Source organism: Laceyella putida, from assembly GCF_042665195.1.
Lineage (GTDB): Bacteria > Bacillota > Bacilli > Thermoactinomycetales > Thermoactinomycetaceae > Laceyella > Laceyella putida.
Genome location: NZ_JBHTBW010000025.1, coordinates 51,138 through 64,922, shown reverse-complemented (window position 1 = coordinate 64,922; position 13,785 = coordinate 51,138). Strand labels below are relative to the sequence as shown.

10 protein-coding genes and 1 pseudogene are annotated in these 13,785 nt (G+C 45.1%); 8 read left to right on the top strand and 3 right to left on the bottom strand.

What is annotated here, in order from left to right; all coding sequences use genetic code 11:
• Positions 1-126: IS3 family transposase (locus ACFQNG_RS10355; RefSeq protein WP_379864856.1), on the top strand; the 126-nt coding region annotated here is incomplete at its 5' end.
• Positions 127-387: 261 nt separating this feature from the next.
• On the opposite strand, the gene ACFQNG_RS10350 is transcribed toward ACFQNG_RS10355, so the two are convergent.
• From ACFQNG_RS10350 to ACFQNG_RS10340, 3 genes and pseudogenes are all read right to left on the bottom strand, one after another.
• Positions 388-699, bottom strand: coding sequence for a hypothetical protein (locus ACFQNG_RS10350; protein ID WP_379864849.1), 312 nt, complete (start codon positions 697-699; stop codon positions 388-390).
• A gap of 814 nt (positions 700-1,513) precedes the next feature.
• Positions 1,514-2,191, bottom strand: coding sequence for a hypothetical protein (locus ACFQNG_RS10345; RefSeq protein ID WP_379864848.1), 678 nt, complete (start codon positions 2,189-2,191; stop codon positions 1,514-1,516).
• A gap of 687 nt (positions 2,192-2,878) precedes the next feature.
• A pseudogene (locus ACFQNG_RS10340) lies at positions 2,879-3,476 on the bottom strand (TetR/AcrR family transcriptional regulator).
• Positions 3,477-3,812: 336 nt separating this feature from the next.
• Here ACFQNG_RS10340 and ACFQNG_RS10335 point away from each other — a divergent pair.
• From ACFQNG_RS10335 to ACFQNG_RS10305, 7 genes are all read left to right on the top strand, one after another.
• The gene (locus ACFQNG_RS10335; protein WP_379864847.1) at positions 3,813-4,052 is read left to right on the top strand and encodes a hypothetical protein; all 240 of its coding nucleotides are present in this window, start codon (positions 3,813-3,815) and stop codon (positions 4,050-4,052) included.
• Positions 4,053-4,383: 331 nt separating this feature from the next.
• Positions 4,384-5,568 carry an MFS transporter gene (locus ACFQNG_RS10330; RefSeq protein WP_379864855.1) on the top strand — a complete coding sequence of 395 codons (1,185 nt, stop codon included), beginning with the start codon at positions 4,384-4,386 and terminating at the stop codon, positions 5,566-5,568.
• A gap of 772 nt (positions 5,569-6,340) precedes the next feature.
• On the top strand, positions 6,341-8,689 hold the full coding sequence (locus tag ACFQNG_RS10325) for an FtsK/SpoIIIE family DNA translocase (RefSeq protein WP_379864846.1): 2,349 nt from the start codon (positions 6,341-6,343) through the stop codon (positions 8,687-8,689).
• Positions 8,690-8,875: 186 nt separating this feature from the next.
• Entirely contained in the window at positions 8,876-9,901 is a 1,026-nt protein-coding gene (locus ACFQNG_RS10320) for a BMP family lipoprotein (protein ID WP_379864845.1), read from the top strand.
• 331 nt (positions 9,902-10,232) lie between these two features.
• Positions 10,233-11,744 (top strand): ABC transporter ATP-binding protein, encoded by a 1,512-nt coding sequence (locus ACFQNG_RS10315; RefSeq protein ID WP_379864854.1) that lies wholly within the window; start codon positions 10,233-10,235, stop codon positions 11,742-11,744.
• Entirely contained in the window at positions 11,741-12,814 is a 1,074-nt protein-coding gene (locus tag ACFQNG_RS10310; protein WP_379864844.1) for an ABC transporter permease, read from the top strand. The genes ACFQNG_RS10315 and ACFQNG_RS10310 overlap by 4 nt, the downstream gene beginning before the upstream one ends.
• On the top strand, positions 12,807-13,742 hold the full coding sequence (locus tag ACFQNG_RS10305; protein WP_379864843.1) for an ABC transporter permease: 936 nt from the start codon (positions 12,807-12,809) through the stop codon (positions 13,740-13,742). The genes ACFQNG_RS10310 and ACFQNG_RS10305 overlap by 8 nt, the downstream gene beginning before the upstream one ends.
• The last annotated feature ends 43 nt before the right edge of the window (positions 13,743-13,785 follow it).

Below are 13,785 nucleotides of genomic sequence, written 5' to 3'. Positions count from 1 at the left end.
AAAACGTATGGAGAAGCTTATGAGGCAGTGACAGAATACATAAGCTTTTACAATGAACGTCGAATTCATTCTAGTTTACAGGATTTAACTCCAAACGAATTTTACTTACATACCAAAAGCATTTGATTTTGACTTCAACCGTTCGAGTTTAGTTGAAAAAGGGTGAAAAAGCGAGCTTAAGATACACTCTGTCCAAAATTAAGGGGTTAATCCGTAACCACCATTTTTTATATTTACTTGAAAGATAAACAATAAATATGGTGGAAAGAATAACTAATGCATAAGACAAAAATAATAGTGTCTTTGAAGACAAAAACATTTTATAACTCCCTTTCATTGTTTAAACCCCCTCATACGTAAAACTATCCGAGTTGAGGGGGTTATTATTTACCAGTTGTAGCTTGTTAATACAAGTACCCAATCTTGATCGTGATCAACCCATCTTAAATACCGATCATATTCACTCGTTGGATGACTTGGATCAACTAACCATGCATAAGAACCACTCGTATTATCATATCCCGAACCAACGAGCCAATTCCATTCTTCATCAATTAATGGACTATAAATTTTTCCTGATAAAACAGCAACAGGAGCAATCTCATCTATATGTAATTTATATGAGCCGAAATTCCCTTCGACATAAGGTCTAGAGGTTGTCCATTTACCAGCTGTTGTTCCAATAACTGTACTGTTCAAATCACTACAAGTGGTTAATTAATTTTTGCATTTTAAAACACCATCATCATTTATAAGTTTTATCATTAATTTATTTTTGTGGAAATGCCGTTACCATTGGTAACAGAGAAAAAACAATGGCTTATTTGAAAAAAGTGATCATTTACAGAGAACTGGGCAATCGAAAGAAGATGTCGTTTGGGAAAATGAGTTAGACCATTGCACAATTTCATCTAAAGTCACCCAATGTTGTGGATCTCATTAAAAAAGTCATCGCTTTCCTCTGGTTTAATTTTGGTTTAAAGGGGCGGTTAAATGGATCAATCCCTGTTTAAAAAAATATCCCCATGAAGCTTTGAGCTAGTTAGGTGTTATTTGACAAAAGAAGGTGTTTTCCTTCCAAATGACTTTTGTCTTGTAAGTTTGCTGAATTGGAATGCTTCAAGAAGAATCCGTTATCCGATTCGGAATTTAATTTGTTGACCGATTATCTGCAAATACTGGAGTATTCATTAAGAGTATGTGATTGGAATCCTGAGATAATGAAAAAAGAAAAACGGTAAGTCATTTTGAATAATACCGCTTTTTAGTAGCTCCATCGCCAACTCCTGTTGCTTGGTGATAAGGGCTTTTCCATTCCAATGGGCTTTTCATCGGCCGGGATGGTTTTAGGTCCGGATTGTTCTCATGGGCTATTCTGGGGTTTGAGTGGTATGTCGCAAGTAATCAGTTGGCGTTTTTAAATAGATAAACCCCTCGATGCTGTAATATCGAGGGGTATTATATGCCGCAAGATAATCAATTCATGGTTTTTAAATTTACTTCATTAATGTTCTTATACTACTGATTTTCTATTAAGAGTAGACAGATGATGAGTACCTTGTTCGCGGAATAATTCAGCCAGCTTTTTTCTCCCATCGGCACCATGTTGCAATATGTAATGTAACTCCTGTGATGTGAGTACTTTGATGCTCACCCAGCGTATATCACTTGCCGGACCCATAAAGCTGGTTGGGATTTGATCAGACTCAAGGCCAAGCAAGACCCCCACGCGCCCCTCCTCATCACTGAAAGGCTCCGGCACATCTATAAACGAGAATTCCATCGACAAAACGCCATACAGCTCCAACAATTCTTTTACGCCCCCATGCTGGGCGAAGTTTTGTGCGACTTCGTATACCAACTGAAATTGCCACGTTTGATCAAGATCAGCGATGCTTTTGCGAAGGGTGGGATCATCCGATTCAAGGTAACATTCCAAGGAAAATCCTTGATTTGGCTCCTCAACGTCATCAAACGGATCAGACAAACCGTCACTTGCCAAAATCACAGAATTCGGAGTCTCCACTTTCACAAAGGCTTGTCTCATGGCCGGCCATTTTGGGCCGCCCATAAAAGCGGGATTGATGAGATGTGTCAACACATAGGGATCCACCGTTCCGATCTTTTTCCAAAAACCATCTCTGGCATCGATGGTTTGATTGAACAAATCATTATTTTGGTTTTTATCCAATGGTGCATTCCTCCTTGGGATCATCAGAATAAAACAATAAGTCATTCTTTTTTGGTTGTAAAGAGGTATAACAGGAAGAAAGAGATTGCTATGCAAGAACAGACATTGAAAAAGGGATAGTCCCCTACAAGACGTAAAGAACTATCCCTATTTATAGCTTTGTATTCCAAAGCGGTAGGGCCTTTCTGTCTCGGTGTCCCATTGCACAAAAGGTTTGATCATCTTCATCAGTTGGTTTTTGATCCTTCATGATCCGCGGACATGAAGATTTGGCCCTTCACTTCAAAAAGCAAGAGGCGGCAATCCAATCCATATAACCAAAGCGGTACCGGTGAACATTTGAAGCGAGACGGGTGGTTGGCTTCCTTGCACACCGATGGCGCAGGAGAAGATCAGGGAAGCCTTTTATGAGAAGGTCATTGACTTCAATCCCGAATCCAAAGATTGCTGGCGATATAACCCTTTGGCCTTGGTTCTTCCTCAGAAAATGAAACTCTATTTAAGAGCAGTTTCTGTTCTAACCAAGGAACTTGACACCAAGTCCGGCAGTAGAACATGTCGTTAAGATCAGAGGAAGAGGTGATGTGACTGTTGGTCTATACGAAGTAAATGTTCAAATAGGAGAAACATTAATTGTTGATGGGACAATAATGATCCCGAAATCGACGTTCGTTGCCTTTAAACCTTTTATGCGATAGATGGGTTACAAAACTCTTGAATGATCTGCGCCTTCACTTCTTCAATTGGAAACTGTTCTGGATAGGTAGATATCATCAACATGATGCCTTGAAGCACTGATGAAAAGTATAATGACCGTTTTTTCGGTTCCTTTTCTCCCAGCCTTTTAAAGATTTCACATTGAAAATTGAACTGTCTGGCGCTTTCATCGATCAGCAGTTTACTGTATTTCGCTACCACTTCGTCTGATTCAGGATGTGTCTGCAGATGGAGATGGAACCGGAATAACTTCTGTTTTTTGATGGACATTATCGATAGTTCCCTCGACAATATGCCTAAGTTGCTCGACAGGCGCCTCAATGGCGATTGCCTCTTCCATCACGTGAACCAATTCACCGATTCTGGCATCGACCATTGACGCAAGAAGCTCTTCTTTCCCTTTGTAATAATTGTAAAGCAGGCCTTTGGAAATACCTGCATGTTTCGCTACGTCGTTAATGGAAGTAGCGTGATATCCTTGTTTAATGAACAGTTCCATTGCAACAATGTGAATTTTCTCTTTGGTCATCTGTCGTATGCGTTCATTTTCTTTCTGAGTACGTGGCATGATTTTATTCCTCCAAAAAACATAGGTTTTCCGTTACCACTGACCTCATAATACAAATCCATTTGCAATCCCTCCATCCAATGATTGAGTAGCTTGATAACACCATTTTATTATTGACTGAACGTCAATAATAAACCCCAGTTGTGTCGGAGCAGGGTATGGTTTTTAAATAGTATTTATTTACTCATCATCAGTAATTTAAGCCTGAGTTTCAAAATCGCGATATACAGTACAACCAACTTCAAATAAATAAACTCTCCAGATCCCGACAGGTACGTTGATAACTTTATGTGCCATGGATTTAGAAGAGTTTGTTGAGCTCGCTATCCCAATAAGGTGGAGGATATCACGAAAGAAGAACTCGTAGAGTTTGTCAGAAGGGCCATGGATTTTGAAACATATCGAACTGAAACTCACTATTACATGGAACTTTTTTATGTTCATGTTTCTATGCCTAAAGCTTCAAACCTGATTTTTTACCCGGATGGTCAGTTTAAGGACAACATGGGTGAATATGCCCCCACTCCGGAAGAAATCGTAGAGAGAGCGTTAGCGTACAAGCCGATATGTTTATAATGGAAAGACAACCGATTTTTTGCGGCCATTGACTGAACAATTCTGACTTAAAAAGCTCTACGATCTTCCCAAACGCTAAAGGATGGGGAAATCGGCTTTCAACTTGGAGGCGGAGTTGGACAAGGAGAATTCCCCCGTACATATGAGTGGTCTTTGACTCACTTTTTTAGAAAGAGCTATTCTGCCGACTTTAAAGAAGTAACACAGTTAGCCCTTAAATAATATTCTGAAATACGTTTTAGAATATAGTGAATTGTGCTATATTGATGTGAAATATCAATAGAAAAGAGGTAATTGTGTTGGGGCAGATCGATTTTCGCGAAAAGAAAAAATTTTATTATTATCGGGAATTGGCATCTCGCATTTAGGAGATTGGATTTATTTAATTGCGCTTAATTTAATGGTGCTAAACATAACAAATTCTTCTATTGCGGTTGCTGGCTTGTATATGATAAAGCCAGTTGCTTCATTATTCACTTCTTTTTGGGCCGGTAGCATTATTGATCGTTTTAATAATCGCACGATCATGATTTTATTAGATGTGACGAGAGCTTTTATTGTCTTTAGCATTCCATTTTTTCAATCGATCTGGCATATCTATGCCATTGTTTTTATCATTCAAATGGCAAGTGCGTTTTTTGATCCAACTTCTGTGACGTATATGACGAAACTAATACCGACAGAAAAGCGCAAGCACTTTAACTCGATGCAAAATGTCATGTCTTCAGGTGCTTTTGTAATTGGGCCAGCGATTGCAGGTTTCCTCGTGTTTGCAGGAAGTCCAGCTATCGCTATTATTTTAAATGGTATTTCATTTCTCCTTTCCGCATGTTTTATTTTCCTGTTACCTAATACAGATAGCGAAAGAACAGAGACAACTAAAGAAACCTTTTCTATTAAACTTTTAATTTCTGACTGGTTGGTGGTCTTTCAATTTATCAAAAAAGCAAAATATTTAATGGCGGTATATGCCCTGTTTCAAGGAACGATGATTATGGCGGGTGCTTTAGACTCGCAAGAAGTTGTGTTTACTAGACAAGTTTTAGGCTTGTCAGAAAGCAGTTATGGTGTTCTTGTTAGTATAGCGGGTATAGGCTTTATTACGGGATCAATGTTAAACTCGGTTGTTGTCAGGCGGGTTCCTTTGCATCAGTTAATTGGTTTAGGAAGCTTAATGATCGCGATTGGTTATTTAGTATATTCTTTTTCTACGACCTTTGCTGTAGCAGCAGTTGGTTTTTTTGTTTTATCCTTTTTCATGGCATTTGCGAATACTGGATATCTAACTTTTTATCAACAACATGTTCCGGTAGATATGATGGGGAGAATTGGAAGTGTTTTTGGGCTTTTTTTAGCGATTGTTCAAGTGGCCGCGACCTTTTTTGTCGGCTTTACAGGAGATATCTTTTCTGTTAGAAGTGTGGTATTGATGGGCTCATTCGTCATGTTTTTTATTACACTTGCATTATGTGTTCTAACCTTCATTCCATCAAAGAGGTCATTTTTCCAAGAATAGAGTATCTAAGCAAATACCGGTTAAACTATTTTGACGAGATTTTTTTCGAGCTAGGTTTTTTTCATTGCTATTTTGTTTAGGTGATAAGTTGGATATAAAAAAGATTTCTGTTGAGCAGATAAATCCGCAAAATATAATCCACGCAAGGATCTCGGTCCGGTGACCCGGAATACAAAAAGTTAAAGCGAACCATTGAGGAGTTCGGTTTTGTTGAACTGCTTGTTTGGAATTAATAGGCATGGTTGATGTGAACTTCAACATGAATGCCACCAAGACCGACTTCTTTGAGCAAAAAGTGACCAACTACTCTAAGTCGGCCAGTTTGAATTGGAATGGCTTGAATGAGTGCCCGAAATAGGTACTCAACCCGGACAACGGGTTACGTAAAAAACTCTTGATATGAGAGCTTTTATGCAGAAAGCCGATTTCCCAAACGCTGAAAGATGGGGAAATCGGCTTTCGACTTGTGTTAGGAGCCGTTATCATTTTTCTTAAAATGAAGGGAAGTTCAGCCGCCTAAAGAGAGGTGGTTTTCCAATTTTTTTCAATGCTGGGCAGGGAGGAAGGGCGAAGCGAACAAATAAGGGAGTGATTGGGCTTGTCTGGACGGGGCAGGGATAAGACGCAAAAAAGGGAAATTTCGTTAAATGGGAAAATCCCAAAAGATCATTAATGATAGTTCAACCGAGTGGGCATGTCAAGCAGAGAACCTCTGCTGGAGAGCTTTTCCATGTTATAATGATAAGTGATGGCTAAGCGAAAGGTGATCAAAATGGCAAGGAAAAAGAAAAAAGCGATGCAACCCGCACAGCTGAAACGGGAGATTTTATTTGAAATTTATGGGATAACCCTGTTGGCCTTATCTTTTATCGCCATGGCGAGTTATGGCGCGATTGGGCGCAATTTGACTTACTTGGCCCGGTTTATCGTGGGAACATGGGACTTTGCGATACCCATCATGGGGATATGGCTGGCGGTCTATGTGATGATTAACCGGAAATGGCCGCAGCATTGGTCACCGCGGTTGACGGGTGTGATGATGGTGTTTTTGGCGATGCTCACTTTTAATCATTATCTCACTTTCCATACGCTTGAGACCAAACAGGGGATTGTCGATGCCACTTGGTATCTTCTGCTGGAGGAACGAACTTCGACGGTCCCGTTGGATATAGGGAGCGGCATGGTGGGGGCGATCACTTACGCCGTCTTGCGCTTTTTGTTTGCCGATACCGGCACCTTGATTGTGTTGGGCGCGTTTGTGTTGAGCGGCATTTTGTTGATAGCCGACTTCTCCTATGTGAAGGCGTTCCAACGGGTTAAGGGATTTTTGAGGAAAATGAAGAAGGACGCCAAGCGAAGCCTTATCGAATGGTTGCGTGCATATGCGGCCGCTTCTGCGCAGAAGAAGGGCAAGCGCGGAAAAACGGGCGCCAAAGTGCGGGAGAAAGAGAGGACTGGACAGGGGATCAGCAAGGAACCGATCGTCGAACCGATCATCTATGATTTTGCTGATCAGGCTTATCGGGAAGAACCGGAGCAAGAAGCCAAGCCTGAACAGCTGCGGCTTCGGTTGCGGACGGAAGAGGGGGCTCAAACCGTGCCAGGGCAACCGGCGCCGGCCGTCGCAAAGCCCCGTCCGGCTGAACCGGTCAAAGAAGAGGAATTGGTTGTGCACTTTCAGACGAAAACACCGGCGGAATACCGCATGCCCCCCTATGGGCTTCTGAACAAGCTGAAGCGCAACAACCAGCTGAATCAAGATGATTTTCATGAAAATGCCAAAATTCTGGTGGAGAAACTAGAGAGCTTTGGCGTGAAGGCCAAGGTGATCGGGATCCACAGGGGACCGGCGGTGACACGGTATGAGATTCAACCGGAAGCGGGGGTGAAAGTAAGCCGGATTGTCAATCTGGCTGATGATATGGCTTTGGCCCTGGCGGCACAAGATATTCGGATTGAGGCCCCCATCCCCGGCAAGTCGGCGGTGGGAATTGAGATCCCCAATCCCGAAATCGCCAAAGTCGGGTTGCGCGATGTGATTGAAAGCCCATCTTACCAGAACAACGCTTCCAAACTGAGCATCGCCTTGGGGAGGGACATTTATGGCGAGCCCAAGGTCGACAGCTTGGCCAAAATGCCCCACTTGCTGATCGCGGGGGCAACCGGCTCAGGGAAAAGCGTCTGCATCAATGGCATCGTCGTCAGCCTTCTGTACAAAGCCCGGCCGGATGAAGTGAAATTAATGATGATTGATCCCAAAATGGTGGAGTTGAACGTGTATAACGGCATTCCCCATCTGTTGGTCCCTGTGGTGACGGATCCGCGCAAAGCGGCGGTCGCCCTTAAGAAAGTGGTGACCGAAATGGAAAAGAGGTATGAGCTGTTTGCCAAAAAAGGGGCGCGCGACATTGAGAGATACAACCAGATCATAGGGGAGCGAAAAGAAGAGGGAGCCTCGCCCCTGCCCTATATCGTGGTGATTGTGGATGAATTGGCGGACTTGATGATGGTGGCCCCTTCCGACGTGGAAGATGCGATATGCCGTCTGGCGCAAATGGCGCGCGCGGCGGGAATTCACTTGATCATCGCCACCCAGCGCCCATCCGTTGATGTCATTACGGGGGTCATCAAAGCCAATATTCCCTCCCGCATTGCCTTTGCCGTTTCCTCACAAGCGGATTCGCGCACGATTCTGGATATGGGCGGCGCAGAGAAGTTATTGGGGCGGGGCGACATGCTGTATTTGCCAACCGGGGCGGCCAAACCGGTACGGATTCAAGGGGCTTTCGTCACGGATGAAGAAGTGGAAGCCGTGGTATCCTTCGTTAAAGATCAACAAGAACCGCATTACCAAGAGGAGATGATTCCGCAGGCGGCGGAAAACCAAATGCAAGACATGACGGATGAGCTTTATCCGCAAGCGGTGCAGATTGTGTTGGAGTCACAGTCCGCTTCGGCGTCGTTATTGCAGCGTCGCTTGCGTGTGGGATATACCCGCGCCGCGCGCCTGATTGACATGATGGAGAGCGACGGCTTGATCGGCCCCTATGAAGGAAGCAAACCGCGCGAAGTTTTATTGACCAAAGAACAATATGAAGAAAACAAAACAGTAGCCAAATAATTGAACCCATGGTATAACAATGTATGGGCTAAGCTTCATTCAACATTCAAATAATGTTTTTTTAGAATATATAATACCTCTGAATTGATACATAATTTTTCTGTTGTATTGTTTGGAGGGGGGATTAGGTGTTTGGTGAAGCTTAGCACCAAAAAGCGATTTGTTACTGCAAGGGGGAAAACGATAATGGCAAGAAAAGCATGGGCTGCCGTGTTGGCTGGAGTCCTGGCTGTCTCTGTGGTCGGTTGTTCCGGACAAGCAGGTCAAGCAGGAGGCAAAGGATTCAGTGTGGGAATGGTAACGGATACAGGCGGCTTGAATGATGAATCATTTAACCAAAGCGCTTGGTCCGGTATCGAGCGCAGCAAGGCGGAACTGGGTGCGGACATCAAGGCGCTTGAATCCAAGCGTGACGAAGATTATGTGCCAAACTTAACCAAATTCGCCCGTGAAGGCCGTAAGATCACTTGGGGAGTCGGCTTTAAGTTCAATAAGGCGATTCCAGAAGTGGCTAACCAATTCCCAAACGTGAATTTCGGGATTGTGGATGACAACCTGGGCGGAAACATTCCTAAGAACGTAACGGCCGTAACCTTTAAAGAAGAAGAAGGTTCCTTCCTTGTTGGGGCGGTTGCTGGTTTGACAACCAAAACCAACAAAATCGGTTTTATCGGCGGGATGACCTCTCCGCTCATCAAGAAGTTTGAAGCCGGCTTCATCGCTGGTGTGAAAGCGGTAAACCCCAATGCGCAGGTGCAAGTGGCTTATGCCGAAAGCTTCACTGACGCCACTAAAGGCCGTTCCTTGGCCCAGTCCATGTTCAATGGCGGCGCGGACATTATTTACCACGCTTCCGGTGGTGTGGGCAAAGGCTTGTTCGATGAAGTGAAAGTGCGTCCGCAAGGCAAATTCTGGGCGATCGGAGTAGATATGGACCAATCCAATCTGGCTCCGGAACACACCCTGACCTCTATGGTTAAAAAAGTGGACGTGGCTGTCTTTGACGTGATCAAAGAACTGAAAGAAGGCAAACTGAAAGGCGGCCAACAAAAAGAGTTCGGTCTGAAAGAAGGCGGCGTGGACTTCGTGAAGAGCAAACACATCAGCGAAGATGTGGCCAAAAAAGTGGAAGAGTTCAAGCAAAAAATCATCAAAGGCGAAATCAAAGTGCCAACCACTCCTGAAGAAGCGCAAAACTTTAAAGTGAACTAATCAGGATGGTGAAAGAGTTGGAGGGATAACTCCAACTCTTTTTTATGTCTAAATTAGAAAATAATGTTTAAAAAAAGCCTTATCTATTATTTGTTTTAAAAATATCTCTTCCTTATTCTAATTATCTCAGGTATACTAAAAATCCCTCTTGTTAATCCGCTTTCATTTTTCATTGGGAGACTTGATAGAGGTGGCTTTTTTGATTTTCGATAACCATGTATACTGATGAAGGCGTTGTCTCATTCTAACATGGAGAGATAACGGTGATAACAAGAGGAATATCAACTACCTTTTTATCTATAAAGGGGGGAAACCTGTGAATGTCGTTGAGATGATAGGAATTACCAAACGATTTCCGGGAATCGTCGCCAACGATCAGATTCATCTCACCGTAAAAAAAGGTGAAATTCATGCGTTGCTAGGGGAAAATGGAGCTGGAAAGTCAACGTTGATGAATATCCTGTTTGGTTTGTATCAGCCAGATGAAGGGGAAATTCGCATCAAGGAAAAACCGGTTACCATCACAGGCCCCACGATGGCGAATAATCTAGGAATCGGAATGGTTCACCAACACTTTATGCTCGTCCAACCGTTTACTGTCACGGAAAACATCATTTTGGGTGATGAACGGAGTAAATTTGGCGTCATTGATGTGAAAAAAGCGGAAAAAGAGATTAGACGGCTATCAGAACGCTATGGTCTCAAAGTGGATCCGGCTGCCAAAATATCTGACATCTCCGTAGGTATGCAACAACGCGTGGAAATTCTCAAAACATTGTATCGCGGTGCCGATATTTTGATTTTTGACGAACCCACCGCCGTCTTGACTCCACAAGAGATCAACGAATTAATGGAAATCATGCGGAATCTTGTCAAAGAGGGAAAAACGATTATCTTTATTACACATAAGCTAAAGGAAATCATGAGCACCTGTGACCGAGTGACCGTGATTCGGCGCGGAAAGGTAATTTCCACAGTCGATGTGCGGGATACCGATGAAAATCAATTGGCGTCCTTGATGGTGGGACGCGAAGTTTCTTTCGACATTGATAAGAAAGAAGCGAAACCGGCCCAAACGGTATTGGAAATCAACAATCTGGTTGTGGATGACAACCGCGGGGTTGAAGCAGTCCGCGGATTAGACCTGCAAGTGAAGGCGGGTGAGGTCGTCGGGTTGGCCGGTGTCGATGGAAACGGTCAAACGGAATTGATTGAAGCGATCACCGGATTGCGGCAGGTCAAAGCGGGTTCCATTCGCATCAGCGGCAAGGATCTCACGCATGCGCGCCCTCGCAAGGTGACAGAATCGGGAGTGGGCCACATTCCGGAAGACCGGCATAAACGCGGGTTGGTTCTCGACTTTACTGTCAGTGAAAATATGGTGTTGCAAACCTATTATAAAGAGCCGTTTTCGAAAAACGGTTTGATCCAGACCGATCAAGTTGACAAATATGCGAAACGTTTGATCGGTGAATTTGACGTGCGCACACCGAATGAACATGTCCCGATTCGGGCTTTGTCCGGTGGCAACCAGCAAAAAGCGATCATTGCTCGTGAGGTTGATCGTGATCCCGATTTCCTGATCGCGGCGCAACCCACGCGCGGATTGGATGTGGGGGCGATTGAGTTTATCCATCGGCGCATCATCGAACAGCGCGATAAGGGAAAAGCCGTGTTGCTGGTATCTCTTGAGCTCGATGAAGTGTTGAAACTGAGCGATCGGGTTGCCGTCATCTACGAAGGGAAAATCGTGGGTTGGGTTGATCCGAAAAACACCTCCGAAGAGGAATTGGGCTTATTGATGGCTGGTAGCACCAAACTTAAGGGGGTGAAGGCAGAATGAAAAAATTGGTCTCTGGTTTAAATTCGCAGTCAACGTTACTCACCTCCCTTGTGTCGATTTTGCTGGGGATGTTGATTGGCGCGGTCATGATGTTGGTGGCGGGGTATGATCCGCTTGCCGCTTACAATGCCTTGTTTGTAAGCGCATTGTTCCAACCTTATGACTTAGGTGAAACGCTAAGAACCATTACGCCTTTGATTTTGACCGGTTTGGCCGTGGCGCTGGCGTTTCGGACGGGACTCTTTAACATTGGGGTTGAAGGGCAATTTATCGTGGGGCAATTAGTGGCGATTATCATCGGTCTTAAACTTGACCTGCCTCCCGTTTTGCATGCGGTTGTTGCCGTGGTTGCCGGTGGACTGGCTGGAGCGGTTTGGGCCTTGGTGCCAGGTTTGTTGAAGGCGACCCGTGGGGTTCACGAGGTCATCATCTCGATCATGATGAACTTTATCGCCCTGTATCTATCCAACGCTTTGGTTTTCCATTGGCTGGCCAAAGGTTCTGATTCCACTCCGAAAATCATGGAATCGGCTTCGCTGCGAATGGATGCGATTTCGCAAATGTTCGGCGGCGCTCGCTTGCATTTTGGACTCATTATTGCTCTCTTGGCCGCTTTTGTCATGTATTTGCTCGTTTGGCGCACCCGCTTGGGGTATGAATTGCGTGCGGTTGGACACAACCCGCTCGCGGCGGAATATGCCGGCATGAGCGTGAAGCGCAATATCATTATGTCGATGATGATCAGCGGCTCGTTTGCCGGATTGGCGGGAGCGGGAGAAGCATTGGGAACGAGCGGTTACCTGGCGATCCAACCGGCCTTTACGGGCATCGGATTTGACGGGATCGCGGTGGCCCTGTTGGGCGCCAGCACACCATTGGGCGTCGTTCTGGCCTCCGTTTTGTTTGGGGTCCTTACTTATGGAGGCGGAAACATGCAATTTGAAGCGGGTGTCCCATTTGAAGTGATCCGCGTTGTGTTTGCGGCGATCATCTTGTTTGTGGCCGCCAATGTGACCGGTCGAATCCTTGAGAAATTCCGCCAGAAAAAAGGGGGGGAAACGCGTGCTTGATACGTTGACCAATATTTTTTCGACAACCGTCATCTATGCGACCCCACTGATCTTGGCTGGGATGGGCGGCATGTATTCTGAACGGTCCGGCGTCGTCAACATCGGCTTGGAAGGGTTGATGACGATCGGCGCTTTCACCGCGGCGGTATCCACTCTCATGACGGGCAACCCATGGCTGGGCTTGCTGTTTGCGGTGCTCGCGGGGATATTGCTCTCTTTGCCGCATGCGGTCGCTTCCATCACGTTTAAAGCGGATCAAGTGGTTAGTGGGGTAGCGATTAACTTTTTGGCGTTGGGGTTATCTGTTTATCTGGTTAAACACTTGTATGAAGGGGCGGGCCAAACCCCCGTTGTGGCAAATAAATTGGATGCGGTTGCGATTCCGTTGTTAAGCGATATTCCCGTCATCGGACCTTCGATCTTTAAAGCGTTGCCGACCACATATATCGCGATTTTGGTTGTATTGGTAAGTTATTATCTGTTTTATCGCACGACATTTGGCATGCGGTTGCGTGCGGTTGGCGAACATCCACACGCAGCTGAAACAGCCGGGGTGTCTGTGGTGAAGATGCGTTATGTCGCGGTGATGATCAGTGGAGCGCTGGCGGCGCTCGGAGGAGCGAGCTTATCCATCGCCATCGGAAGTGAATTTAACCAAGGCACGGTAGCGGGACAAGGATTTATCGCACTGGCGGCGCTGATTTTCGGCAAATGGCGTCCGTTCGGCGTGCTGGGAGCGGCGACGTTCTTCGGCTTTGCCGTGGCCTTGACCCTGACCGGCCAGTTGTTTAATTTAACGAAATATGTGCCGAGTGAAGTGCTGAGCATGTTGCCTTATGTGTTGACCATTCTGGCTTTAGCCGGTTTTGTGGGGCGTGCCGAAGCACCTGCTGCACTCGGGAAGCCATACGAAAAAGGAAGTCGTTAACATCCAACCTTAGCCAATTGGGGCTAAGGTTTTTTTTATGGTT